Origin of the sequence: Streptomyces lusitanus (assembly GCF_042647945.1) — a bacterium.
Lineage (GTDB): Bacteria > Actinomycetota > Actinomycetes > Streptomycetales > Streptomycetaceae > Streptomyces > Streptomyces pseudogriseolus.
This window is the reverse complement of record NZ_JBHRWL010000004.1, coordinates 172,708-197,268: the sequence shown is the minus strand read 5'-3', so window position 1 is coordinate 197,268 and position 24,561 is coordinate 172,708. Positions and strand designations below refer to the sequence as shown.

16 protein-coding genes are annotated in these 24,561 nt (G+C 73.1%); 7 read left to right on the top strand and 9 right to left on the bottom strand.

Annotation, left to right across the window (positions count from 1 at the left end; translation table 11 throughout):
• Nucleotides 1-166: 166 nt before the first annotated feature.
• Nucleotides 167-1,009, bottom strand: coding sequence for an endonuclease I family protein (locus tag ACFOSY_RS07475; RefSeq protein ID WP_394305937.1), 843 nt, complete (start codon nucleotides 1,007-1,009; stop codon nucleotides 167-169).
• A 215-nt stretch (nucleotides 1,010-1,224) separates the two neighbouring features.
• On the opposite strand from ACFOSY_RS07475, the gene ACFOSY_RS07470 reads away from it, so the two are divergent.
• The 3 genes from ACFOSY_RS07470 (at nucleotide 1,225) to ACFOSY_RS07460 (ending at nucleotide 6,975) form a co-directional block, all read left to right on the top strand.
• Nucleotides 1,225-4,932, top strand: coding sequence for an ABC transporter ATP-binding protein (locus ACFOSY_RS07470; protein WP_394305936.1), 3,708 nt, complete (start codon nucleotides 1,225-1,227; stop codon nucleotides 4,930-4,932).
• Between the two features lie 112 nt (nucleotides 4,933-5,044).
• Complete coding sequence (locus ACFOSY_RS07465) at nucleotides 5,045-5,434, top strand: hypothetical protein (protein WP_394305935.1); 390 nt, start codon at nucleotides 5,045-5,047, stop codon at nucleotides 5,432-5,434.
• Between the two features lie 107 nt (nucleotides 5,435-5,541).
• Nucleotides 5,542-6,975: a S28 family serine protease gene (locus ACFOSY_RS07460; protein WP_394305934.1), complete on the top strand. Its 1,434-nt coding sequence runs from the start codon at nucleotides 5,542-5,544 to the stop codon at nucleotides 6,973-6,975.
• Between the two features lie 12 nt (nucleotides 6,976-6,987).
• Here ACFOSY_RS07460 and ACFOSY_RS07455 read toward each other — a convergent pair whose 3' ends face one another.
• The 3 genes from ACFOSY_RS07455 to ACFOSY_RS07445 all read right to left on the bottom strand — a co-directional run bounded on the left by ACFOSY_RS07455 (nucleotide 6,988) and on the right by ACFOSY_RS07445 (nucleotide 10,972).
• The gene (locus ACFOSY_RS07455) at nucleotides 6,988-7,581 is read right to left on the bottom strand and encodes a hypothetical protein (protein WP_394305933.1); all 594 of its coding nucleotides are present in this window, start codon (nucleotides 7,579-7,581) and stop codon (nucleotides 6,988-6,990) included.
• A 243-nt stretch (nucleotides 7,582-7,824) separates the two neighbouring features.
• On the bottom strand, nucleotides 7,825-9,669 hold the full coding sequence (locus ACFOSY_RS07450; RefSeq protein WP_394305932.1) for a glycoside hydrolase family 3 protein: 1,845 nt from the start codon (nucleotides 9,667-9,669) through the stop codon (nucleotides 7,825-7,827).
• A gap of 385 nt (nucleotides 9,670-10,054) precedes the next feature.
• Entirely contained in the window at nucleotides 10,055-10,972 is a 918-nt protein-coding gene (locus ACFOSY_RS07445) for a LysR family transcriptional regulator (RefSeq protein WP_394305931.1), read from the bottom strand.
• A gap of 126 nt (nucleotides 10,973-11,098) precedes the next feature.
• On the opposite strand from ACFOSY_RS07445, the gene ACFOSY_RS07440 reads away from it, so the two are divergent.
• Entirely contained in the window at nucleotides 11,099-12,025 is a 927-nt protein-coding gene (locus ACFOSY_RS07440) for an EamA family transporter (RefSeq protein ID WP_394305930.1), read from the top strand.
• 146 nt (nucleotides 12,026-12,171) lie between these two features.
• Here ACFOSY_RS07440 and ACFOSY_RS07435 read toward each other — a convergent pair whose 3' ends face one another.
• The 3 genes from ACFOSY_RS07435 to ACFOSY_RS07425 all read right to left on the bottom strand — a co-directional run bounded on the left by ACFOSY_RS07435 (nucleotide 12,172) and on the right by ACFOSY_RS07425 (nucleotide 15,546).
• Nucleotides 12,172-13,410: an MFS transporter gene (locus ACFOSY_RS07435; RefSeq protein ID WP_394305929.1), complete on the bottom strand. Its 1,239-nt coding sequence runs from the start codon at nucleotides 13,408-13,410 to the stop codon at nucleotides 12,172-12,174.
• A 129-nt stretch (nucleotides 13,411-13,539) separates the two neighbouring features.
• The gene (locus ACFOSY_RS07430; RefSeq protein WP_394305928.1) at nucleotides 13,540-14,340 is read right to left on the bottom strand and encodes a sugar phosphate isomerase/epimerase family protein; all 801 of its coding nucleotides are present in this window, start codon (nucleotides 14,338-14,340) and stop codon (nucleotides 13,540-13,542) included.
• Nucleotides 14,341-14,499: 159 nt separating this feature from the next.
• Complete coding sequence (locus ACFOSY_RS07425) at nucleotides 14,500-15,546, bottom strand: LacI family DNA-binding transcriptional regulator (RefSeq protein ID WP_394305927.1); 1,047 nt, start codon at nucleotides 15,544-15,546, stop codon at nucleotides 14,500-14,502.
• Nucleotides 15,547-15,838: 292 nt separating this feature from the next.
• Between ACFOSY_RS07425 and ACFOSY_RS07420 the strand changes: the two genes are divergently transcribed.
• From ACFOSY_RS07420 to ACFOSY_RS07410, 3 genes are read left to right on the top strand one after another with little or no spacing between them, the layout of a single operon-like run.
• A complete protein-coding gene (locus tag ACFOSY_RS07420; protein WP_394305926.1) occupies nucleotides 15,839-16,990 on the top strand; it encodes a Gfo/Idh/MocA family protein in 1,152 nt (383 codons plus the stop codon).
• Entirely contained in the window at nucleotides 16,987-18,144 is a 1,158-nt protein-coding gene (locus tag ACFOSY_RS07415; protein ID WP_394305925.1) for a dihydrodipicolinate synthase family protein, read from the top strand. The genes ACFOSY_RS07420 and ACFOSY_RS07415 overlap by 4 nt, the downstream gene beginning before the upstream one ends.
• Before the next feature lie 35 nt (nucleotides 18,145-18,179).
• Nucleotides 18,180-18,980 (top strand): sugar phosphate isomerase/epimerase family protein, encoded by an 801-nt coding sequence (locus ACFOSY_RS07410; RefSeq protein WP_394306235.1) that lies wholly within the window; start codon nucleotides 18,180-18,182, stop codon nucleotides 18,978-18,980.
• Between the two features lie 46 nt (nucleotides 18,981-19,026).
• Here the strand turns inward: ACFOSY_RS07410 and ACFOSY_RS07405 are convergent, their stop codons facing one another.
• Nucleotides 19,027-20,436 (bottom strand): DUF6177 family protein, encoded by a 1,410-nt coding sequence (locus ACFOSY_RS07405; protein ID WP_394305924.1) that lies wholly within the window; start codon nucleotides 20,434-20,436, stop codon nucleotides 19,027-19,029.
• Nucleotides 20,433-24,452: a type VII secretion protein EccCa gene (eccCa, locus tag ACFOSY_RS07400; RefSeq protein ID WP_394305923.1), complete on the bottom strand. Its 4,020-nt coding sequence runs from the start codon at nucleotides 24,450-24,452 to the stop codon at nucleotides 20,433-20,435. The genes ACFOSY_RS07405 and eccCa overlap by 4 nt, the downstream gene beginning before the upstream one ends.
• Between the last annotated feature and the right edge of the window lie 109 nt (nucleotides 24,453-24,561).

Genomic DNA, 24,561 nt, shown 5'->3' with positions numbered 1-24,561 from the left:
CGCACGGCCGGGGCGCCCCCCATCGTTCCCGCAGGTCACCGGTGATCCGCCGCTCCCGCGGTCCACACCACCTGATGGAGCGAACCCGGAGCCCGAGGGCGTACGCGACCGCCCGGCGCCGCCCCGCACGCGCGGGGAGCGCGGGGCCCGTGCGCCGCCCGCGCGCTCACCAGATCGACTCGACCCACTCCGGGTGGTCGACGAACGGGTTCCTGTTGTGCTGGTACGACTCGAAGATCACGTCGTTGCGGCGCTGCTCGAAGGCGTCCGGCGGGTCCTGCTCGTTCCATTCCTTGAGCACGGCGAGCTTGCCGATGTAGGGCGCGCTGCCGTTGTCCACGCTGTCGTTGGGCTCCAGGTCGGGCCAGCCGTCGGTGCCCTCGTAGCGGACCGCCATGTAGAAGATCATGCGGGCCACGTCGCCCTTGACCGCGTCGCGCGGCTCGAAGGAGTCGGAGTCGGTGAGGCTGCCGCCGCCGTTCGCGACGGCGCTGCCGCCGTTGTCGAAGTCCTTGTTGCCGCGGATGCTGTTGACCTGGACGTCCGACGGGCGCAGGTGGTGGATGTCGGTGCCGGGGCCGGTGGAGGTGCCGAAGTCGCCGTGGGACTTGGCCCAGACGTGCTCGCGGTTCCAGTCGCCGGTGTCGCCGCCGCTGGCGCTCTTGCTGCGGGAGACGCCGGAGTACAGCAGGATCACGTTGCCGCTGTTCGACGGGTCCTCGTCGGTGTCCTTGAGGGCGTCCCAGACGGCCGAGTACGACAGCTTCGTCTGGTCGCTGACGATCGAGTTCAGGGCGAACCTGAGGGCCTCGCCGGTCTTGCCCTCGGCGCCGTCGTAGTAGCCGTCGGGGGCGGCGTAGGCGGCCACCGCGGCCGTCCGGGCGTCGGCGGGCGTGGGGGCGGTGGCGCCGGCCGAGCCGGGGGCCAGGGCGGGGACGGCGAGTCCGGCGAGGACGGCGGCGCTCGCCAGCGCCACCGCCTTCCGGCGGCGTATGCGCACGACAGGCATGTGGGGTGTCCGATCTACGCGGGTTGCACAAGGGAGATACCCGAGAGACTGGCATGCACATGCAGTCAAGCGCGTGGAGGGAACGTGCCGATTGCGTGACGACCGCACGACCGTGCGGGGTCGTGGCGCGTCGGCGGAATTGTTGCGGAGGGATGAAATCCGCTTCCGGCGGCGTTGGTGCCTTGCGGAAGATCAGGACGATCGGAGGACACCGCGTGACAGCGCAACGGGGATGGGCACGACGACTGGCCGCCTACGCGTGGCGGCACCCCAGGGACGTCGTCCTGGCGCTCGGCTCCTCCCTCGCCGGCATGGCCGTGATGGCCCTGGTGCCGCTGATCACGAAGGTGATCATCGACGATGTCATCGGGGACAAGACGCGGGACATGGGCACCTGGGCCGGCCTGCTGATCGCCGCCGCCCTCGCCGTCTACGCCCTCACCTACGTCCGCCGCTACTACGGCGGGCGGCTCGCCCTCGACGTCCAGCACGACCTGCGCACCGAGATGTTCGGGTCGATCGCCCGGCTCGACGGCAGACGCCAGGACGAGCTGTCCACCGGACAGGTCGTCGGCCGCGCCACCAGCGACCTCCAGCTCATCCAGGGCCTGCTCTTCATGCTGCCGATGACCATCGGCAACCTGCTGCTGTTCGTGATCTCCCTGGTGATCATGGCGTCGCTGTCCCTGCCGCTCACCGCGATCGCGCTCGCCGTGGCACCCGCCCTGTGGTGGATCGCCAAGCGCAGCCGCACCCGGCTGCACCCCTCCACCTGGTACGCCCAGGCGCAGGCGGGCGCCGTCGCCGGGGTGGTCGACGGCGCGGTCAGCGGCGTCCGCGTGGTCAAGGGCTTCGGCCAGGAGGACCAGGAGACCGGCAAGCTCCGCGAGGTCGGCCGCCGGCTGTTCGCGGGACGCCTGCGCACCATCAAGCTGAACTCCCGCTACACGCCCGCCCTCCAGTCCGTGCCCGCGCTGGGCCAGGTGGCGATGCTCGCCCTCGGCGGCTGGCTCGCCGTGCGCGGCCACATCACGCTCGGCACCTTCGTCGCCTTCTCCACCTACCTCGCCCAGCTCGTCGGCCCGGTCCGGATGCTCGCCGTCGTCCTCACCGTCGCCCAGCAGGCCCGCGCCGGCACCGAACGCGTCCTCGACCTGATCGACACCGAGCCGTACCTCACCGACGGCACCAAGGACCTGCCCGCCGACGCGCCGGCGACCGTCGAGTTCGACGACGTCGCCTTCGGCTACGACGCGGAGCGGCCGGTCCTCGACGGCCTGTCCTTCGAGATCCGCCCCGGCGAGACCCTCGCCGTGGTCGGCGCCTCGGGCTCCGGCAAGTCCACCGTCTCCCTGCTGCTGCCGCGCTTCTACGACGTCACCCGCGGCGCGGTCCTGGTCGGCGGCCACGACGTGCGCGAGCTGACCACCGCGTCCCTGCGCGCCGCCATCGGCCTGGTCCCGGAGGACTCCTTCCTGTTCTCCGACACCGTGCGCGGCAACATCGCCTACGGCCGCCCCGACGCCACCGACGAGCAGATCCGGGCCGCCGCCCGCGCCGCCCAGGCCGACCGGTTCATCGACGAGCTGCCCGACGGCTACGACACCACCGTCGGCGAGCACGGCCTGACCCTCTCCGGCGGCCAGCGCCAGCGCGTCGCCCTGGCCCGCGCGATCCTCACCGACCCGCGCCTGCTGGTCCTGGACGACGCCACGTCCGCCGTCGACGCCCGCGTCGAGCACGAGATCCACGAGGCGCTGAAGAGCGTCATGCGGGGCCGTACGACCCTGCTGATCGCCCACCGCCGCTCCACCCTCAACCTCGCCGACCGCATCGCCGTCCTCGAGGACGGCCGCCTCGCCGACATCGGCACCCACGAGGAGCTCCAGCGCCGCTCACCGCTGTACCGCAGGCTGCTCACCGACCCCGACGAGCTGGGCGCCGTCTCCCCGGGCCACACCCCGCCCGCCGGACCGCGCGAGGAGGACACCTCCGTCCGCGCCGAGCTGGACGCCGAGTTCGACGCCGAGCGGGGCGTCACCCCCCGGCTGTGGACCGGCGACCGCGAGCCGAGGGACACCGCCCTGGACGGCGCCCCCGCCACCCCGGAGCTGCTCGAGCAGGTCGCCGCGCTGCCCCCGGCCGACGACGTCCCCGACGTCGACGAGGCCCGCGCCGTCCGCCCCGAGGACTCCTACGGCCTGCGCCGCCTGCTGGCAGGCTTCCGCACCCCCCTGCTGATCAGTCTCGGCCTGGTCGCCGTGGACGCCGGCATGGGCCTGCTGCTGCCGATCCTGATCCGGCACGGCATCGACGAGGGCGTCACCCGCACCGCCCAGGGCGCGGTCTGGGCGGCCGCCCTGCTGGGCCTGCTCACCGTGCTCACCCAGTGGGCGGCGCAGACCGGCGAGATCCGGATGACCGGACGCACCGGCGAACGCGTGCTGTACACACTGCGGCTGAAGATCTTCGCCCAGCTCCAGCGGCTCGGCCTCGACTTCTACGAGCGCGAGCTGACCGGCCGGATCATGACCCGGATGACCACGGACGTCGACGCGCTGTCCACGTTCCTCCAGACCGGCCTGGTCACCGCGTTCGTCTCGGTGGTCACCTTCTTCGGCATCATGGTCGCCCTGCTCGCGCTCGACGTCGGACTCGCCCTCGTCGTCTTCGCCACCCTGCCCCTCCTGATCGCCGGCACGTACTTCTTCCGCCGGGCCAGCGTGAAGGCGTACGAGCTGGCGCGGGAGCGGGTGTCGGTGGTCAACGCCGACCTCCAGGAGTCCGTCGCCGGGCTGCGGATCGTGCAGGCCTTCCGCCGCGAGGGCGACGGGGCGCGGCGGTTCGCCGAGCGCAGCGCCGACTACCGCAGCGCGCGCATCCGCGGCCAGTGGCTGATCTCCGTGTACTTCCCGTTCGTGCAGCTGCTGTCCTCGGTCGCCGCGGCGGCGGTGCTCGTGGTCGGCGGCGGCCGGGTGGACGACGGCACGCTCGCCATCGGCTCGCTGGTCGCGTACCTGCTCTACATCGACCTGTTCTTCGCGCCCGTGCAGCAGCTCTCGCAGGTCTTCGACGGCTACCAGCAGGCGACCGTCTCCCTCGGACGGATCCAGGAGCTGCTGCGCGAACCGACCTCCACCCAGCCCCCCGCCGAGCCGCTCCCGGTGACGTCCCTGCGCGGCGAGATCACCTTCGAGGACGTGCACTTCTCCTACGGCGACGGCGAGGAGGCCCTCACCGGCATCGACCTCACCGTCCCCGCCGGGCAGACCGTCGCGTTCGTCGGCGAGACCGGCGCCGGCAAGTCCACCCTGGTCAAGCTGGTCGCCCGGTTCTACGACCCCACCTGCGGGCGGGTCACCGTCGACGGCACCGACCTGCGCGAGATGGACCTGACCGCGTACCGGCACCGGCTCGGCGTCGTACCGCAGGAGGCGTACCTCTTCCCCGGCACCGTCCGCGACGCCATCGCCTACGGCCGCCCCGACGCCACCGACGCCGAGGTGGAGGCCGCCGCCCGCGCGGTCGGCGCGCACGAGATGATCGCCACCCTGGACGGCGGCTACCTCCACGAGGTCGCCGAGCGCGGCCGCAACCTGTCGGCGGGCCAGCGCCAGCTGATCGCACTCGCCCGCGCCGAGCTCGTCGACCCGGACGTGCTGCTGCTCGACGAGGCCACCGCCGCCCTGGACCTCGCCACCGAGGCCCAGGTCAACGCGGCCACCGACCGCCTGGCCGGCCGCCGCACCACGCTGGTCGTGGCCCACCGCCTCACCACCGCCGCCCGCGCCGACCGGGTGGTCGTCATGGACCACGGCCGGGTCGCCGAGGACGGCACCCACGAGGAACTGCTGCGCAAGGGCGGCCGGTACGCCGCGCTGTGGCGGACGTTCGTCGGCGAGGACGTACCCGCGCCGGCCTGATCCGCCCGTGCGCCACCGGCGCACACCGGCTCGCGCAACCGTGCGGCCTACGCCGTGCGTCCGTACACGCGTACGCCGTCGGTTCCGGCGGGCGCGGTACAGGAGGACGACTGTGCGCAGTGGAGCGATACACCGGCGGCTCGCGCCGGTCCTTGCGGTGCTGACCGCGTCGGGGCTGCTCGCCCTGGCCGCACCGGCCCAGGAGGCCGAGGCGGCGGCGCTGTGCCCCGGACGCAAGGTGCGGACCCTGCCGTTCTCCACCGGGTCGGTGCTCGTCTACAAGCGCGGCGGGTACGTCTGCGCCGTCACCATCGCCAAGAAGCAGGGCGTGAAACAGAAGATGGCGGTGAGCGTGCGGGCGCGCGGCGGACGGTCCGTGGTCGACGACGGGCGGTTCGCCTACCACGCGGGCCCGGTGACCGTGCACGCCGGACGCCGCTGCGTCTGGGTCACCGGCCGGGTCGCGGCGGACTCCGTCAGCTCCGGCTGGATCCTGTGCTGACACCCCCTGCGCGTGCGTCGCGCACAGGGTTTTCCCTATGTCCCCTGGTGCGGTGAGGAGTTGGTCGAGTAGCTTCCGGCGCACATCTGTCTCACAGGGGAGTGCGCATGCGCAAGGCGCTCAGATGGCTGCTGGCGCTCACGGTGCTCATAGGCACACTGGGCACGGCCGGGGCGGCCACCGCCGCCGAGCCGGACGCCACCGGCACCACTGACATCAAGGAGAGGCTGCTCGCGATCCCGGGCATGAGCCTCATCGAGGAGAAGCCGTACACCGGGTACCGCTTCTTCGTCCTGAACTACACGCAGCCGGTCGACCACCGCAGGCCCTCCAAGGGCACGTTCCAGCAGCGGATCACCGTGCTGCACAAGGACACCGCGCGGCCCACCGTCTTCTACACCGGCGGCTACAGCGTCTCCACGACGCCCCGGCGCGCCGAGCCGACCCAGATCGTGGACGGCAACCAGGTCTCCCTGGAGTACCGCTTCTTCACCCCGTCCCGGCCCGAGCCGGCCGACTGGAGCAAGCTGGACATCTGGCAGGCCGCCAGCGACCAGCACCGCGTCTTCACCGCGCTGAAGAAGATCTACGGCGAGAACTGGCTCTCCACGGGCGGCTCCAAGGGCGGCATGACCGCCACCTACTACGAGCGCTTCTACCCGCGTGACATGGACGGCGTCGTCGCCTACGTCGCCCCCAACGACGTGGTGAACAAGGAGGACTCGGCCTACGACCGGTTCTTCCGCACCGTCGGCACCGAGGAGTGCCGCGACCGGCTCAACGGCGTGCAGCGCGAGGCGCTGGTGCGCCGGGCCCCGCTGGAGAAGAAGTACGCCGCCTACGCCGCCGAGAACGGCTACACCTTCGACACCATCGGCAGCCTGGACCGCGCCTACGAGGCGGTCGTCCTGGACTACGTGTGGGGCTTCTGGCAGTACAGCACCCTCGCCGACTGCCAGGACATCCCGGCGGACGCGAAGAACGCCACCGACGACGAGATCTGGACCTCGGTCGACACGATCTCCGGCTTCTCGTTCTACACGGACCAGGGCCTGGACCCGTACACGCCGTACTACTACCAGGCCGGCACCCAGATGGGCGCGCCGACCATCCACTTCCCGCACATCGAGAAGAAGTACGTCCGCTACGGCTACCAGCCGCCGCGCAACTTCGTGCCGCGCTCCATCGACATGAAGTTCCAGCCGTACGTCATGCGGGACGTCGACACCTGGGTCCGCCACAACGCCCGGCACATGCTGTTCGTGTACGGCGAGAACGACCCGTGGGGCGCCGAGCCGTTCCGCCTCGGCAGGGGCGCGCGCGACTCCTACGTGTTCACCGCGCCCGGCATGAACCACGGCGCGAACGTGGCCGGCCTGGTCGAGAAGGAGAAGGCGCTGGCCACGGCCCGCATCCTGGACTGGGCGGGCGTCGCCCCGACCGCCGTCCAGGCGAACCCGGCGGCGGCCAGGCCGCTGGCGACGTTCGACGCCAAGCTCGACAAGCGGGACGCCGAACTCCGGCACGCGCTGCGTCCGTGAGGCGGGGCGGGGTCACACCGGGACGGCGCAGCCGACCGGCGCGGCCCCGCCCAGCCGGACGTAGAGGGCCGTGGACGCCGGGCAACCGGTCCGGGCGTCCACGGCCTTCGTCACCTTGAACTCCGGTTCCTCGGGCCCGCTTCCGTCGCAGGCGGTCTCCCGCACCCGGCCGCCGTCGAGGGCGTACACGCAGTCGCCGACGACGGTGCGCGGTCCGCCCCCGCCGCCCGGGTCGCCCGGGTGCGGCGGCTGGAGATTGCGCATGCAGGCGTAGCCCTGCGGCACCATCCCGTCGCCGTCCTCGTCGGCGGCCGGCCGCTGCTCGCTGATGTGCAGCACGAAGTCGGTGGCCGGCGGGCAGGGCGGACCGTCGCGCGCGGTGCCGTCGTGCCGGGCCGTCACCCGGGCCGCCGCCCGCTCGCCCGCGCAGGACACCTCGGTGAAGCTGGTGCGCCCGAAGGAACTGCACTCGCCGACGTCCAGGAACACCGCCCCGTACCCCGACGGCCGCACCGGCGACGCCACCGCCGCCGTCCCGCCCGCCCCGTCCGGCGGCGCGTCCCGGCACCCGGCGAGCAGCACCACCCCCGCCAGGGCCGCCCCCACGGCCCTGGGCCCCCGTCCGCGCACCCGCATCGCCGTCCCCCCGGAAGATCCCCGGCTCCAGCGTGACCGCCCGCCGCCCGGACACGCCAGACAAGTGGGGTCGTTTGCGCATATGGGGTGCGACGGGTCGGCCGGGTGACGTAGGGGGGTTACGCCCGGCCGGGGAGACGCCGTGACCGCGCCCGACCAGGACGCCTCGTCCGGACCGTCCACGCTGCACGGTCCGGACGAGGCGTCACCGTGTCAGTACGTCAGCCCGTGCCCCACCGGGTACAGCACCGCCGTCGGGTCGTCGGCGCGCTGCACCGGGACCGGGAGCGTGCCGCGCGGGCGGACCTTCCCGGCGATCACGCGGGCCGCCGCGCGCAGTTCGACGTCGGTCCAGGAGTACGACGCCAGATACGCGCGGACACCGGGCAGATGGGCCACGTCGTACGGGTTGCGGATGGCCACCGCGACGACCGGCTTCCCGGTCGCCAGCAGCTGCTCGACGAGCGTCTTCTGGCTGCTGGAGGCGGTGACGTTGTACGTCCCGACGACCACCGCGTCCGCGTCCGCCGCGGCGGCCACGGCCTTGGCGACGGTCGCCGCGGAGGGCGCCGTGCCGGTGGACAGGGCGGTCGCGGTGAAGCCCAGCTCGGTCAGGGCGTCCGCGAGCGTCCCGGTGGGCGGGCCCGTGGTGCCGGACGGGGACGCCGGGTCGGCGCCGACCACCAGCACCTTGGGCGTGCGGCGGCGGGACAGCGGCAGCAGGCCGCCCTCGTTGATCAGCAGGGTGGTGCCGTGCTCGGCGATCCGGTCGGCGGCGGCCAGGTGCGACCGGGTGCCGACCACCCGGTCCACGCCCGCGTGGCTGACGTAGGGGTCGTCGAAGAGGCCCAGGCGGGCCTTCAGACGCAGCACGCGCAGGATCGATTCGTCGAGGCGGGCCTCCGTCAGCTCCCCGTCCCGCACGGCCTGGAGGACCGCGTTCCACGCGACGTCCAGGGACGGCGGGTTGAGCAGCTGGTCCACGCCCGCCTTCAGCGCCAGCACCGGCACCCGGTCGTCGCCGTACTTGGTGCGCACGCCCTCCATGCCGAGGGAGTCGGTCACCACGACGCCGTCGTAGCCGAGCTCCTCGCGCAGGATGCCGGTGAGGATCGGGTGGGACAGCGTGGCCGGGTCCTCGGCGCCGTCGAGCGCCGGGACGACGATGTGCGCGGTCATGATCGAGTCGATGCCCGCGGCGATCGCCGCCCGGAACGGCGGAGCGTCCAGCTCCTCCCACTGCTCGCGCGTGTGGTGGATCGTGGGCAGGTCCTCGTGGCTGTCCGTGGTCGTGTCGCCGTGGCCCGGGAAGTGCTTGGCGGTGGCCGCCACGCCGGACGACTCGTACCCCCGCACCTCCGCCGCGACCATCCCGGCGACCGCGTCCGGGTCGGCGCCCAAGGAGCGCACGCCGATGACGGGGTTGGCCGGGTTGACGTTCACGTCGGCCACGGGGGAGTAGTTCTGACGGATGCCCAGGGCGCGCAGCTCACGGCCCGCGACCCGGCCCAGGTTGCGCGCGTCGGACCGGGAGCCGCCCGCGCCGACGCTCATCGCGCCCGGCAGCAGCGTCGCGGGCTCGCCCACGCGGGCCACGATGCCGTGCTCCTGGTCGGTCGAGATCAGCACGGGCAGCCCGCGCGGCAGCCCGAGGGACGCCTTCTGGATGCCGTTGGACAGATCGGCGATCTGGTGCGGGTCGCGGGTGTTGTGCGCCCAGGCGAAGTAGATGATGCCGCCGACCCGGTACTTGGCGACCAGCTCGGCGGCCGTGCGCACCCCGATCTCGGACAGGTTGGCGTCGATGTCGGCCTGGTCCGGGTCGGTGGCGGAGTGGCCGTAGACCCGCATCACGAAGAGCTGGCCGACCTTCTCCTCCAGCGTCATCCGGGAGACGAGGGCGCGCAGCTTGCGGTCGTCGGGGCGGTGCGCGCCGGTGGCCGCGTGGACCGTGCCGCCGGCCGCCAGCACGGAGGTGACGCCCGCCGTGGCGGCGAGGACGGTACGTCTGGAGGGACGGGCGGTGCTTGCCGTGGATCCGGGGCTGCTGTCGGGCACGTGCGCTCCTTTGGGAGGTGATCCGCGGGGGACCGGGGATCCGCTGAAGGAAACTGCCAGGAGGTCACCAATATCCGGGAAGTTTCTGCCAGTCAAGGGCATGGGCAGCATCCGGAGGGGGCCGCCGCCGGCGCGGCGGGAGGGGGCGGCGCCGACGGCGGCGGGCCGCCGGCCGGGACGCGGCGCCGAGGGGGGACGGCGGCCGCGGCCGGCGCGGGGAGCCGGCACGGTGAGGTGCGTTCCCGGAGGGTCACCCGGCAGCCCGCACCTGGGACGTGCGGGGGCGGCGGCGGGTTCCCCTCTTGGGGGTGCTCGCCGGGGGCAGTGCGTGCGGGTGCTGTGCGTGCGGCTGCCGCGCGTGAGGGTGCTGTACGACCGTCCGGTCTCAGCGGGGGTCGTGCGCCGAGACCGCCGGCCAGTGGGCGACCAGGGTGCGGACCGTCTCCGCGATCGCCGGCCGGCGCGCCGCGCCCGTGCGCCACAGCGCGTACAGCCGCCGTACGGGCATCGGGTCGAGCGGCACCTCGACGACCCCGTCGGGCAGCGGACCGCGCCCCAGCCGGGGGATCAGGGCGATGCCGAGACCGGCCGCGACCAGGGCGACCAGGGTCGGGTTCTCGTCGGCCGTGTGCACGATCGCCGGCTCGTGCCCGGCCGCCCGCAGGGTGCGTACCAACCACTCGTGGCAGACGCGCCCCGGCGGCTGGCAGATCCACCGCTCCCCGGCCAGCTCCTCCCGCCGCACGCCCTTCCGCCCCGCGAACCGGTGGCCCTGCGGCACCAGCAGATCGCACAGGTCGTTCCCGATGACCGTCTGCTCCACGTTCGCCGGGGCGGGCAGCGGCGCGATGTCCCAGTCGTGCGCGACCACCAGGTCGACCGCGCCCTTGGCGACGAGGTCCACGGACAGATGCGGGTCCACCTCGGTCAGCCGGGTGTCCAGCGCGGGATGGCGGCGGGCCAGGTCGGCCAGCACCGGCGGCATCAGCCCGCGCGCGGCCGACGCGAACGCGGCGACGGTCAGCCGCCCGGACGGCACCCCGCGCCGCTCCTCCAGCTCCGTCTCCGCGCGCTCCACGATGGCGATCAGCTCGCGCGCGGCGCGCACCAGTTGATGCGCCTCGTCGGTGAGCCGCACGCCCCGCCCCTCGCGCTCCAGCAGCACGGTCCGCGTCTCCCGCTCCAGCTTGGCGATCTGCTGGGAGACGGCGGACGAGGTGTAGCCGAGGGCGGAGGCGGCGGCGCCGACGGTGCCGTGCACGGAGACGGCGTGCAGGGCGCGCAGACGCTGGAGGTCGAGCATGACCGCTCCTGTCATCGGTGAGCGATGCTCATCGGTGAGTGATGCTTCATCGGTTAGCGATGCTTCATCCAACCATGCAGTAATCGTCGCTGGTGCTGAAGTGTCGTCCCCGGTGATGCTCGACGCATGCGACCCGCACATGTCCTTCTCGCCGTCCTCGTCGCCGCCGTGTGGGGAGTGAACTTCACGGTCATCGAGGTCGGCCTCGACCACTTCCCGCCGCTGCTCTTCTCCGCCCTGCGCTTCCTGGTCGCGGCCCTGCCCGCGGTGTTCCTCGTAGGCCCGCCGAAGGTCGCGTGGAAGTGGATCGTGGGGGTCGGACTGGCCCTGGGGGTGGCCAAGTTCGGCCTGCTGTTCATCGGCATGGACGTCGGCATGCCGGGCGGCCTGTCCTCCCTGGTGCTCCAGATCCAGGCGGTGTTCACGGCCCTGTTCGCCGTGGTGCTCCTCGGGGAGCGTCCGACGCGCGTCCGGGTGGCGGGCATGGCGGTGGCGCTGGCCGGCATCGGGGTGGCCGCGGCCGACGAGGGCGCCTCGGGCCCGCTGACCGGCTTCGCCCTGGTCGTCGCGGCGGCGGCCTGCTGGGGCGTCTCCAACATCCTCACCCGCAAGGCGTCGCCCCCCGACGCCCTCAATTTCATGATCTGGGTCAGCACGGTCCCGGTGCTCCCGCTGCTCGCCCTCTCCCTGCTGCTGGAGGGCTGGTCGGCGGACCTCGCGGCCCTGCGCTCCCTCGACTGGGCGGGCGCGGGCACGGTGCTCTACGTCGCGTGGGGCGCGACGGTCTTCGGCTTCGGCGCCTGGGGCTGGCTGCTCCGCCGCCACCCGGCGTCCACGGTGGCCCCGTTCTCCCTCCTGGTCCCGGTCTTCGGGATGACGTCGGCGGCCCTGTTCCTGGGCGAATCCGTCACGCCGCTGCGGTGGTGCGCGGCGGCGCTGCTGGTGGGAGGGGTGGCTTTGACGTCGGTCACGCCGCGGCGCCCCTCGGCGGTGCCCATCACCGAGTCCGCACGGCTCCCCGGGTCCCGCTCCGAGGGCTCCCGGGCCGGGTGAGCCTGCGCGGGGGTCGCGGGCCGGGCCCCCGCGCGTGACGCCGCCCCGGCCGGCCGTCCCCGCCGACGGCGTGGGACCTGGGGGGAAAGGGTGGTGGGGGCCGGCGACGGTCACAGGCTGACCGTCCCGGTCCGCTGCGGCGTCGGTCAGGGCGATTCCGGGACGGGGACACCGGCGCGCAGCTGGGGCGTGCCGGCGGCGACCCAGACCACCGCGAGCAGGCACAGCAGCCCGCCCGTCACCAGAGCCGTCGCACCGGAGGTCGCGCCCGCCACCAGTCCCGCCCGCATGTTGCCGAGGTGCGGACCGGCCTGTCCGACGATCTGCTCGGCGGCGGTGACCCGGCCCAGCAGGGCGTCGGGTGTACGGGTCTGCACGATCGTGGTGCGTGAGAGCACCGACAGGGCGTCGGCCGCCCCGGCGACCACCAGCAGGCCGAGGCCCGCCCAGGGGCTGCGCATCAAGCCGAACGCGGCCAGCGCGGCCCCCCAGACGCCGGCGCCGCACAGCATCACCAGGCCCGGACGGCCCAGGTGGGTCACCGTCCCGGACAGCGCCGACGCCGCGACCCCACCGATCGCGACGGCCGACATGAACAGTCCCAGCGTGCGCGGGTCACCGCCGAACCGCTCCTCGTTGATCAGCGGGAAGAGGCCGGCCGGCATGGACAGCACGGTGGCGGCCAGGTCGGTGACCAGCGCGCCCCGCACCACCCGGTGGCCGGCCAGGAAGCGCAGCCCGTCCAGCACGCCGTGCAGCCCGGCCCGTGACGGCTCCCCCTCGGGCGGCAGCGCGGGCAGACCGAACGCACCGTGGAAGGCGACGAGGAAGCTCAGCGCGTCCAGCAGGTAGCAGACGCCCAGGCCGAACCAGCCGAGCATCAGCCCGCCGAGCGCCGGGCCGATCAGCATCATCGACTGGGCGGTGACCTGGTAGAGGGCCAGCCCTGACGCCACCTGCTCCTTGGGCAGCACCCGGGGCACGAACACACCGGCCGCGGGACCGCCCACCGCCGCGCAGGCGGACTGGGCGGCCACCAGAGCCAGCACCCCGGCCACCGGCACGTGTCCGGTGAATGCCTGCAGCGCCAGCAGCAACGAGCACACCGCCTGGCCGACCGTCGCGGCCAGGTAGATCCGGCGCCGGTCGCCCCGGTCCACCCACGCCCCGGCGAACAGGCCGAAGCACACGAGCGGCACGGCCTGTGCGAGACCCACCGCCCCGCTCCAGGCCGCGCTGTGCGTCATCTCCCAGACCTGGTACATGACGGTGACCATGGTCATGAAGCTGCCGAGGACGGACACCGTCCGGCCGATCAGCAGACGCCGGAAGACGCGTGAGGCACGCAGCGGACGCACGTCGATGAACGCGCGGGACACACTCACGAGGGCATGACAGGGCGGCGGCGGACGGGCTGAGGCACGGCGGGGACCTTATCCGCCCGCCCACAACACGGGCGAGTCGTTTTTCCCCGCCCCTCCACGGGGACGCCGGTGCCGGGCCGCTCGCGCCCTTCAGGCCGATTCGTTCAGCAGGCGCGACAAGTGCTCACGGCCGGGGGCGAGGAGCCCGGGCAGGGGTGCCGCGTCGGCGTACCACCGCGCCTCGTACTCCCAGCACAGCCACCCGTCCCACCCGTTCCGCGACAGCACCTCGACGACGTCGGTCAACGGCAGCACCCCCGCCCCCAGCCCGACGGGCGTCGTGTCGTCCGCCGAGGCGATGTCCTTGACCTGCACGTACCCCAGGTGCGGCGACAACGCCGCGAAGCTCTCCACCGGCTGCTCGCCACCCAGCCACGTGTGCATCACGTCCCACAGCGCCCCCACCTGCCGGTGCCCGACCAACCCCAGCACCCGCATGGCATCCGCACCGGTGCGGTGCGAGTCGTGCGTCTCCAGCAGAATCCGTACGCCCCGGTCCGCCGCGTACTCCGCCGCCGTCCCCAGCCGCCGCGCGGCCGTCGCGTCGGCCTCCTCCGCGCTCTGCTCGTCACCGCCGCCGGGAAACACCCGTACGTACGGCGCGCCGATGTCCCGCGCGAGATCGATCAGCGCGCGGACCTCCGCGAGGACGGGTTCGTCGTCGCCGGGCGCGGCGACCCGCGCGTACCCGGCGACCCCGAGGACGTCGAGCCCGGCCGCCTTGAACGCGGCGGCCACGTCGGCCCGCTGCTCGGCGGTGAGACCCGTGTGCACGGGCTCCTCGGGGTGGGCGCGCAGCTCGACGCCGTGATAGCCGTGCGCGGTCGCCAGGGCCGTCACCTCGGAGAGGGGGAGACCGGGGACACCGAGGGTGGAGAACGCCAGTTTCATGGATACGGGACTACCCCCGACCCCGGGACCCGACTCCTCCCCGTCACTCCGGTGCCGCACAGGGCGTGTCTCGGTGGTTCCTCGGGTGCGGGCCGGTGGGGGCTGGGCGCGCAGTTCCCCGCGGCCCTTCAGGGGGTCACCCCCAGCCCCTCCTGGGAATCAGGCCCGCGGCCCCGCCGTGGACCCCCGCACCATCAACTCCCCCCGCACCGACGCGATCCCGCCCGGCGGCGGCTCCTCGCGGCCCATCGCGATCCGTCCCGCCCGCGCCCCCGCCTCCGTCAGCGGCAGCCTGACCGTCGTCAGCGCCGGCACCGCGTCGATGCTGAACGGCAGGTCGTCGAAGCCGGCCACCGACACGTCGTCCGGGATGCGCAGTCCCGACTCGCGCAGCGCCGCGCACGCGCCCAGGGCGACGGAGTCGTTCGCCGCGACCACGGCGGTCAACGACGGGTCGCGGCGCAGGAGTTCGAGCGTGGCCTCGTAGCCGGACCGCCGGTCGTAGCGGCCGTGGACCGTCCACCGCGGGTCCTCCTCGATGCCGTGCGCGGCCAGCGCGGCCCGGTGGCCCTCCAGGCGGTGCCGGGTCGTGGTGCGCTCCTCGGGGCCCGCGATGTACCCCAGCCGGCGGTGCCCGAGCCGGATCAGGTGCTCGGTGAGTTCCTGCCCGCCGCCCCGGTTGTCGAAGGTCAGGGCGATCGCCCCGGTCTCCGGCGCCTGCGGCCGCCCGCACAGCACCACCCGCGTCCCGGCGTCCGTCAGCTTCCGCACCTTGGCGTCCATCGCGGCCTTGTGCTGCGCGTCCTCGATGGCCCCGCCGGTCAGCACCACCGCCGCGGCGCGCTGCCGCTGGAGCAGGGTGAGGTAGGTCAGTTCGCGCTCGGGGGAGCCCCCGGTGTTGCAGACGACGGCGAGTCTCTCCCCGCCGGCGCGCCCGCCCGGACCGCCGATCTCCGACTGGATGGCGCTCGCCATGATCCCGAAGAACGGGTCGGCGATGTCGTTGACCAGGATGCCGACCAGGTCGGAGGTGGCGGCGGCGAGGGCGCTGGCGGGGCCGTTGAGGACGTAGTCGAGCTCGTCCACGGCCTTGAGCACCCGCTCGCGGGTGGACGCGGCCACGGGATAGTTCCCGTTCAGCACACGCGACACCGTCGCGGGGGAGACCTGCGCGCGCGCCGCCACGTCCGCCAGGGTCACCGTCATGTCTCGTCCTCCGCCTCGCCGCCGTGCCGTCCGCCCCGTGTCGTACGCCGTCGTACACACCCACGCCCACACCGGTGGTTCCGACCAGACCTTAAGGCCAATCCGTGCCGTTGTTCGCCCCCTCGAACAAGCCGGGGCCGGCAGTGGTCTTGTCCACACGTCGTCCAAGGGCTAGCTTCGGACACGTAGAAAGCGCTTGCTGTCACGTTCACCAGTCCCGCCGCCCCTCCAGGGGCGCGTGGGGCGGGTGCGGTGCACGCGGCGCGCGGAACCCGCGTACGAAGGGAACGACGTGACACGCAAGACGGTGCGTATCGCCATGAACGGTGTGACCGGACGCATGGGCTACCGCCAGCACCTCGTCCGCTCCATCCTGGCCCTGCGTGAGCAGGGCGGCCTCGACCTCGGCGACGGCACCGTGCTGTGGCCCGAGCCGGTGCTGGTCGGCCGCCGCGAGCACGCGCTGAAGGCGCTGGCCGAACGGCACGGACTCGAGCACATCTCCACGGACCTGGACGCCGTCCTCGCCGACGACGGCGTCGACGTCTATTTCGACGCACAGGTGACCTCCGCCCGCGAGGAGGCGATCAGGAAGGCGATCGCCGCCGGCAAGCACGTCTACACCGAGAAGCCCACCGCCACCGGCCTCGACGGCGCCCTGGAACTGGCCCGCCTGGCGAACGCGGCCGGCGTCCGGCACGGCGTCGTTCAGGACAAGCTCTTCCTCCCCGGCCTGCTCAAGCTGAAGCGCCTCGTCGACGGCGGCTTCTTCGGCCGGATCCTGTCCGTGCGCGGCGAGTTCGGCTACTGGGTCTTCGAGGGCGACTGGCAGGAGGCGCAGCGCCCGTCCTGGAACTACCGCAGCGAGGACGGCGGCGGCATCGTCGTCGACATGTTCCCGCACTGGGAGTACGTGCTGCACGAGCTGTTCGGCCGCGTGACGTCCGTGCAGGCCCTCACCGCCACCCACGTCCCGCAGCGCTGGGACGAAAGCGGCAAGCCCTACGACGCCACCGCCGACGACGCCGCCTACGGCATCTTCGAGCTGGAGGGCGGCGCGATCGCCCAGATCAACTCCTCCTGGGCGGTGCGCGTCCACCGCGACGAGCTGGTGGAGTTCCAGGTCGACGGCACCGAGGGCTCGGCCGTCGCGGGCCTGCGCACCTGCCGCGTCCAGCACCGCTCCGCCACCCCCAAGCCCGTCTGGAACCCGGACGTTCCCGCCACCGAGGTGTTCCGCGACCAGTGGCAGGAGGTCCCGGACAACGGCACGTTCGACAACGGCTTCAAGGCCCAGTGGGAGCTGTTCCTGCGTCACGTCTACGCCGACGCCCCCTACCACTGGGACCTGCTGGCCGGCGCCCGCGGCGTCCAGCTCGCCGAACTGGGCCTGAGGTCCTCCGCCGAGGGCCGCCGCCTCGACGTCCCGGAGATCGCCCTGTGACCCTCCGCCTCCCCGACGCGCACGGCGCCCTGCGCGCCTACGAACCCCGCACCGAGCCCCTCGCGCTCACCCCCGGCGCCTCCTTCACCTCCCGTACGGTCTTCTCGGCCGCGCACGTCGTCGCCGACCCGTACGCGGACGTCTCCCCCGACTCACCGGCCGCCGTCGACTGGGACGCCACCCTCGCCTTCCGCCGCCACCTGTGGGCGCACGGTCTCGGCGTCGCCGAGGCGATGGACACCGCGCAGCGCGGCATGGGCCTGGACTGGGCGGGCGCGGCCGAACTGATCCGCCGCTCCGCCGCCGAGGCGAAGGCCGTCGGCGGCCGCATCGCCTGCGGCGTCGGCACCGACCAGCTCCCCGACACCCCCGTGACCCTCTCCGAGGTCCGCGCGGCCTACGAGGAACAGCTCGCGGTCGTCGAGGAGTCGGGCGCGCAGGCCATCCTCATGGCCTCCCGGGCCCTCGCCGCCACGGCCCGCGGCCCCGAGGACTACCTGGAGACCTACGGCCACCTGCTCCGCCAGGCCGCGGAACCGGTGATCCTCCACTGGCTCGGCCCCATGTTCGACCCGGCGCTGGAGGGCTACTGGGGCTCAACCGACCTGGACGCGGCGACGGACACGTTCCTCGACGTGATCGCCGCCCACCCCGACAAGGTCGACGGCATCAAGGTCTCCCTGCTCGACGCCCGGCGCGAGGTCGCCCTGCGCCGCCGCCTCCCGCAGGGCGTGCGCTGCTACACCGGCGACGACTTCCACTACCCCGAGCTGATCGCGGGCGACGAGCACGGCTTCAGCCACGCCCTGCTCGGCATCTTCGACCCGCTCGGCCCGCTGGCCGCGGAGGCGGTCCGCGTCCTCGACACCGGGAACACGAACGGCTTCCGCGCCCTCCTCGACCCCACTGTCGACCTCTCCCGCCACCTCTTCCAGACCCCCACCCGCTACTACAAGACGGGCGTGGTCCTCCTCGCCTGGCTGGCCGGCCACCAGAGCCACTTCACGATGGTCGGCGGCCTCCAGTCCGCCCGCTCCCTGCCCCACCTGGCCCGCGCCTACGAACTCGCCGACCGCCTCGGCCTGTTCCCCGACCCGAAGCTGGCCGAGGACCGGATGAGGACCCTGCTGCACCTGTACGGAGTGACCCCGTGAGCGACCTCGACCTGACCCGCTTCAGCATCAACCAGATGACCGTCAAGCAGCTCACGCTCCCCGAACTGGCCGCCGCCTGCCGCGACCTGGGCGTCCCCGCGGTCGGCCTGTGGCGCGCGCCGGTCCAGGAGTACGGCGTGGAGGCGGCCGCCCGGCTCGTACGGGACGCGGGCCTGACGGTGACGACGCTGTGCCGGGGCGGCTTCCTCACCGCGACCGACCCGGACGGGCGTGCGGCGGCCCTCGCCGACAACCGCCGCGCCGTCGACGAGGCGGCCACGCTCGGCACGGACACCCTGGTCCTGGTCTCCGGCGGCCTCCCGCCCGGCGCGAAGGACCTGCGGGCGGCCCGCGAACGCATCGCGGACGCGCTCACGGAACTCGCCCCCTACGCCGAGGACCACGGGGTGAAGCTGGCGATCGAGCCGCTGCACCCGATGTTCGCCTCGGACCGCTGCGTGGTCTCCACGCTCACCCAGGCCCTGGACCTCGCCGAACGCTTCCCGGCGCACCAGGTCGGCGTCACGGTGGACACGTACCACATCTGGTGGGACGACACGGCCCCCGAGGCGATCGCCCGCGCCGGCGCCCAGAACCGCATCCACACCTTCCAGCTCGCCGACTGGATCACCCCGCTCCCCGAGGGTGTCCTCAACGGCCGCGGCCAGCTCGGCGACGGCACGATCGACCTGCGGGAGTGGCAGGGTCATGTGGAGGCGGCCGGCTACACCGGCCCCGTCGAGGTCGAACTCTTCAACGAGACCCTGTGGGCACGCGACGGCCGTGAACTCCTGGCGGAGACGGCACGGCGGTGGGCGGAGAACGTGGAGGTGTGAGGGGGCGCCTCGCCGGAAGGGGTGCGTGCGGGGCGCGCCGTCGTGGTCATCCGTCCATGGCCGACCCAGGCACTCCGGCCCGGAGGTGGGCGGACAGGTGGCGCAGAGTCACCAGTGCGCCGGGGTCCGAGCCGTCACCCAGCGGGTAGTGCAGGGCGGGTGAGGAGGCGGGGCCCAGAGGAACGGGACGAATGCCGATGGGCGGGCGGCGGGCGTGGGTGAGTCCGATGTCCCGCACGTCCCGTGCGCCGAGAGTGAAGGCGACGGGGACGGGCGGGGCCTGGAGGACAGGTGGGGTGGTGAGGTCGCGGGACGCCCGCCGTACGGAAACGAGCAGCGTCGTCAGACCGTGTCGCGTGACGAGGGCCTCGGCGAGCGGCGCGATCGCGTCCAGAGGCGGTTCCTCGTCCTTGCCGTAGCCGATGTGCAGGGTCACGTCCTGTTCGACTCCGGCGGTCGTGCGGGTGACCCGGATCCAGCCCAGCGCGGGACGGCCGGGACGGCCCGTCACGAGAAGGTGGGTCGGCTCGGGAGCCCGGCCGCGGGCCAGGTCGGTGAGACGGCCCGGTGACCAGGGCAGGTTGACGGGCTCCGCGGTTCCCCACCCGGCAGGCGGGGATCCGGTGAGCGTGCGCCAGGCGGCTTCGACGCCTTCACCCAGGACGACGTCCTCGTTCGCGGGGACGGCCGTGCGGAAGGCCACCACGAGTTGCCGCTCGTCCGTCGGGGAGGTCCGTGTGAAGGCATCCGCGACCGTGGAGGTGCCGTCCGCGGAGAGAGCGGGTGCGAACGTGCCGTTCTGCCAGCGCAGCACCGCCCCTGACAGGCCGTCGTAGTAGCCCTGGTCCGCGTCCTGCACGACCCAGCGGTTCGGGACGTGGAGGAGGGTCGCGCGGGCCGCTGCGCTGACCCGTACGTGCGGAGGGGTGACGATCTGGAGGGCGCGGTCCGACCGGGCGGTGCCCCGGAGTACGTCGGAGAGCCAGGTGGAAAGGGCCAGAACGGGGCGGTCGGCGAGGACGACGGACGTGCTCCCGGTCAGGACGTCCACAACCGGCTGTCCGTCGTCCGGCGCCGCGGTGGCGGGCACCTCCACGACCTCGGTACGAGCGGCCTGCTCGGGCCATGTGCTGCCGCCCAGGAGCAGCGCGAGGCGTCCGCACACGGACTCCGCGAGAGGCCCTGCCTGGGGGACGGCACCGGACGCCCGGACCTCGGTCCACCAGAACGGCACCGGCACGTCCCGCCCCAGCAGGCGTTCCGCCTCCCCCGCGACCTGGACCAGCAGAGGCGCCTCGACCGACACGAGGGGCCTGCCGTCGGGGGAGCACAGACGCAGCACGCCGCCCTCCGCGTCCGCCGTCACGGTCGTCTGCGGTCCGCCCGCGTAGAGACCCGCGAGAAGAGACCAGGCGTTCGGCATCTTCGAGGTGAGGGCGATCACGTCCTTGGTCACGGCGTCTCCTCCCCGGCTCCGGTCAGAGCCGTCTGGATGAGCTGATGGCGGCGGCCGCGGCGGACCAGGGTGCCGCGGCCGGGCGGTTGCTGCGTGGCGTACAGGCCGGGGAAGAGCTGGCCTTCGGACCGGTCCCCGGTCATCACCAGAGCGGTGCCGCCTGTCTCCCGCAAGGTGGTGAGCAGCGGCTCGTACAGCGCGCGGGAGGCACCCGCGGCGCGCCGGGTCAGGACGAAGTGCAGCCCTATGTCCTGGGCGGAGGAGACGTAGGGCAGGAAGGGGGAGAGCGGCTGCTGTCCCGCGGTGGTGAGGATGTCGTAGTCGTCGACGAGGATCACGATCCGGGGTCCCTGAAAGGCGGGCTCGTCCGTCTCGGGGGCGTCCGGGTCGGCGGTCTCCGGCATCCGCTTCTGCAGTTCACCGGCGATGCCGGTGGAAAGCGCCGCGGCCAGCGTGGCGTTGTGGGCGTAGCCGCCCCGGTAGGGCTCGGGGACGACTCCGCGCAGTCCGCGACGAGGGTCGAACACCCCGAACACCAGCTCCTCGTCCGAGTAGCGGTCGACCAGCCCGGAGACGATCAGCTTCAGCAGGTTCGTCTTGCCGCATTCGTTGTCCCCGAGCACCATCAGGTGCTGGTCGCTCCCGAAGAGGTCCAGGAGAACGGGCGCGAGCGCGTCCTGATCGAGTCCGAGGGGTATGCGCGCCGGTTCCGCGACGGGCGACGGGAGCCGGGTCGCCGGCAGCCGTGCGGGCAGCACACGCACCGGGGCGGCGGGTTCCCCGTGCCAGTTGGCACGGACGGCCCGGCACGCCTCCTCGAGGGCCGGGCCCAGATCGCCGGTGGCGGGCGAGCCGTCGAGCCGGGGCAGGGCGGCCTGGGCGAACAGCTTGCCGTCGGTCAGTACCCGTCCGGGCACGTCCGGCGAGAGCGTCTGGGAGAGCTTGCGGTCGACGGAGGAGTCGGCGGGATCGTTCAGCCGGAGTTCCACGCGGGTTCCGAAGAGCGACTGGGCGGCGATGCGCACGTCGTTCCAGCGGAGCATGCCGGCCACCACGTGAATGCCGTACCCGCCACCCCGCTTCAGCAGGTCCGCGACCGGCTCGTCGAGGTCGGCGAAGTCGTCACGCAGGGCCCCGAACCCGTCGACGACGAGGACGACGTCCGTGGAGCCGAGCTGCGGCAGCTTCCCCTGCGCGCGGAGGCCGCGGAGCTGGTCGACGGAGTCGATGCCGTGCTCGCGGAAGACGGTTTCGCGCTCGTCGAGCATGGCGCGTACCTCGGCGACCGTGCGGGCGGCGCGTTCGCGGTCGGCCCGGCCCGCGACACCGCCGACGTGGGGCAGGCCCGCCAGCGCCGACAACCCCCCGCCGACCAGGTCCAGTCCGTAGACCGCCACGTCACGCGGGGTGTGAGTGACCGCCAGGCTCAGCACCAGGGTGCGGAGGAGCGTGGTCTTGCCGGACTGAGGGCCGCCGATCACCGCCACATGACCGCCGGCCGTGGTCAGATCCAGCACCCACTGCCCCTGCCACTGCCGGGCGGGATCGTCCAGCACGCCGAGCGGCACCCGCATTCCGGACGTGGCACGTGCCAGGTGCAGCCCACGTTCGGAGACTTGCGGCGGGCCAGCGGCCGCGTCCAGGGTGACGGCGTCAGGCAGGGGCGGCAGCCAGATGCGGCGCACGGCGGGTGCGGCGTCGGTGAGCCGGTCGACCATGAGGGACAGCACGGTCGGGCCGGTTTCCTTGCGGACGGTGGCGGGCTCCTCCTCGCGTTCCTGCGCCCGCTCCTGCGCGTTGAAGACTGGGTAGGGAAGGACGAGCGGCTCGTCGGGGCGCTGTTCCACCGCGGCCGGGCCGTGGTGGGCGCCGGAGACGTACCCGGCCTTGAACCGCTCGTAGGTCGAGGTGTCGACCTTCAGGTAGCCGAAACCGGGCAGGGGCGGGAGGTGGAAGGCGTCCGTCGTGTCGAGGACGGTGCGGGACTCGTCGGCGGAGAAGGTGCGCAGGCCGAGCCGGTACGACAGGTAGGTGTCCAGGCCTTTGAGCTTGCCGCTTTCGATGCGCTGGCTGGACAGCAGCAGATGCACGCCGATGGACCGGCCGATGCGTCCGACGGACAGGAACAGGTCGATGAAGTCCGGCTTCGCCGTCAGTAGTTCGCCGAACTCGTCAATGACGACGAACAGGTGGGGGAGCGGTTCGAGATCGGGCCTGGTCGTGGCGCGCAGCTCGGCGTAGTGACCGATGTCCGGCACGTTGCCGGCGTCCTTCAGGACCTGCTGGCGGCGCTTGACTTCCCCGGCGAGGCTGGTGTGGACGCGTTCGACGAGCCCGGCCTGGTTCTCAAGGTTCGTGATCATCCCCGCAGTGTGCGGAAGTCCGGTGAAGGGGGCGAAGGTGGCGCCGCCCTTGTAGTCGACCAGGACGAGCGCCAGGTCCTCGGGCGGGTGCGTGGCCGCCAGGGCGAGGACCAGGGTGCGCAGCAACTCGCTCTTGCCCGAACCGGTCGCGCCGACACACAGGCCGTGCGGGCCCATGCCGAGCTGGGAGGACTCTTTCAGGTCGAGCAGCACCGGTTCGTGGCGGTCCGTGAGACCGATCGGCACGCGCAGGAAGTCCCGTTCGGTGCGTGGTTTCCACAGGACGGACAGGTCGAGGTCGGACGGGTCCGTGATGCCGAGAAGCAGAGGGAAGTCGACCGGCCCGGTGACGGGGCTGCCTTCGGCGACGGATTCTGGGGACAGCCGCAACGGGGCGAGCATCCGCGCCACGCCCTCGGCGAAGGAGGGGGCGACCGGGTCGACGGTGCCTTCCGCGACGGCGCTTCCCAGCCCGTCGGCGGACGGTTCCGTGGCGACGGCCGCGCGCAGGTTCTCCACGGTCACACGATCACCGTGCACGGTGATCCGCACCGAGACCTCGTCCGGCTCGTGCACCTGCTCCTCCAGCAGGTGCACCACGGTGACCCCCATGTCCGCCGGCCCCACCGCCGCGTCCGGGCGGGGCAGTTCGACGGCCGGTTCGCCGTGGCCGTCGACGATCACCAGCATCCGGGACGCGAGCCGCAGCGCGTTCCGGTCCGCCAGACCGCGTCGCACCTCCGCGGCATAGGCGGCCCTTCGCCCCAGCTCGTGCCGCAGACCTCCCGCGAGCTGTCGTAGATCGGGTGCGATGCGCCGTGCGGGCACCTGGCCGTCGTAGGCCCCCGGGTCCAGCACATGCGGCAGCCACTTCGCCCACTCCCAGTCGGCCTGCCGCTCGCCGGGGACGGCCAGGGCGAGCGCGACGTCATCGGGCGCATGCGTCACCGCCGTCTGCACCAGCAGCGCCCGCGCCACCTTCAGCACGTCCTCCCTGGACCCGATAACACTGACGTCGGCGGCACGGTCCAACGGAACGGTCACCGGCATGTCGGTGACCGTGGAGAAGCGGCGCTGCAGTGCGCGGGCCTCGTTCAGCATGAACGGGTCCGGGGGTGTCAGCACCCCGCCACTGCCGCTCTGCTGGATCACCGGTCCCTGTACGGGAACGTCACCCAGGCCGAGGCGCACCCGCAGGAAATCGGAGTCCTGACGGCGTCGCTCCCACAGCCGGGCCGGGTCGCGCACGACGTCGTACAGCGCGTCCGGCGACGGGTTGAGCTCGCGCTCCGCGTCCCTCACCCGCCGCTCGGCGCTGCCGAGTTCCTCGCGCAGCTCCTCCAGATACTCGAGGTATCGCTCACGCTGCGTGCGCCGGGTCCGCTGGGCCTTGCCGCGCTGCGAGAGGAACAGCGCGACGGCCCCGATCAGGGCGAAGACAAGCACGACGGCGCCCACCACCGCGAACCGGCTGTTGCGGATCACGGTCATCATGATCACCGAGCCCATGACTCCGGCCATCGGCAGCAGGGCCGTGGCCGCGTTGCCGATCTTTCCGTCCGGGAGGTTGGGCGGGGCCTCGACCTGGCGTGGCTTGACCGGCTCGGCGGGACGCGTACTGCGAGCGGGCCGGTGGACGATGCTCAGGGTCACGGGCGGACTCCTCCGGAGCGGGTCGTGACGGAAGAGGAACGGGGTTCGGCGGCGGAAGGAGGGCACGCCTTGCCGGGAAACGGAAGGGGCCCGGGCGTTTCGGTGCGCA